This is a genomic window from Fischerella thermalis PCC 7521, from assembly GCF_000317225.1.
In the GTDB taxonomy this organism is placed as follows: Bacteria; Cyanobacteriota; Cyanobacteriia; order Cyanobacteriales; family Nostocaceae; genus Fischerella; species Fischerella thermalis.
Map to the genome: position 1 here is coordinate 1 of NZ_AJLL01000141.1, position 609 is coordinate 609.

Annotated in this window: 2 pseudogenes; both read right to left on the reverse strand. The window is 38.3% G+C overall.

The features are described from left to right. Positions 1-49: 49 nt before the first annotated feature. A pseudogene (locus tag UYK_RS27850) lies at positions 50-190 on the reverse strand (IS701 family transposase); the annotation flags it as partial. A gap of 125 nt (positions 191-315) precedes the next feature. Then, a pseudogene (locus UYK_RS27855) lies at positions 316-509 on the reverse strand (IS701 family transposase); the annotation flags it as partial. Between the last annotated feature and the right edge of the window lie 100 nt (positions 510-609).

Genomic DNA, 609 nt, shown 5'->3' on the forward strand with positions numbered 1-609 from the left:
TCTGGACTTCATACCAGTTTTCAATTAACTCTTCGGCTCGCATTAATTATAGTTGCGTAAAGGCACGAATAGCGCTAAAAAAGTGAGTTTTAATTGCCTCAGATGTCCTCACCATGAATAGCTCAATTCCACACACTTGCTTGATGGCTCTATGGTAACATTCAATTCCCCAATCAATTGAATGTAATTCTTTAAACTCTGCCATAGAAATTAGAAATAGTGCATCTTTGTCAGGTACAAACATGATGTAAATTTTGGATTACTATGAGGTTTATCAATTACTGTGTCATCTCCACTTAATCTGCCGCCTACTCAATTGATGTGTAGCCTAGCTTCATCAAATAAATCTTTAGGTTCATATCGTTCACGCAGCAAAAATCTGTTGATACTATCATCAGACAATTTTCCATGATTTCTGCCAAACGTGTGCAGCCAGGATATTTTGATTCTGCCAGTAGAAACAGAGTATAAGTGTTCAGATCACACTTGGCAAGTCGATGGCAATGCAGACAACCTCACTATTATCTGTCTTTCAACGCAGGCAGGTGGTTAGCGATCGCCTATTTCTTCCTGATTCATTCCATCCATTTTATGCCTATTTTGTCAATG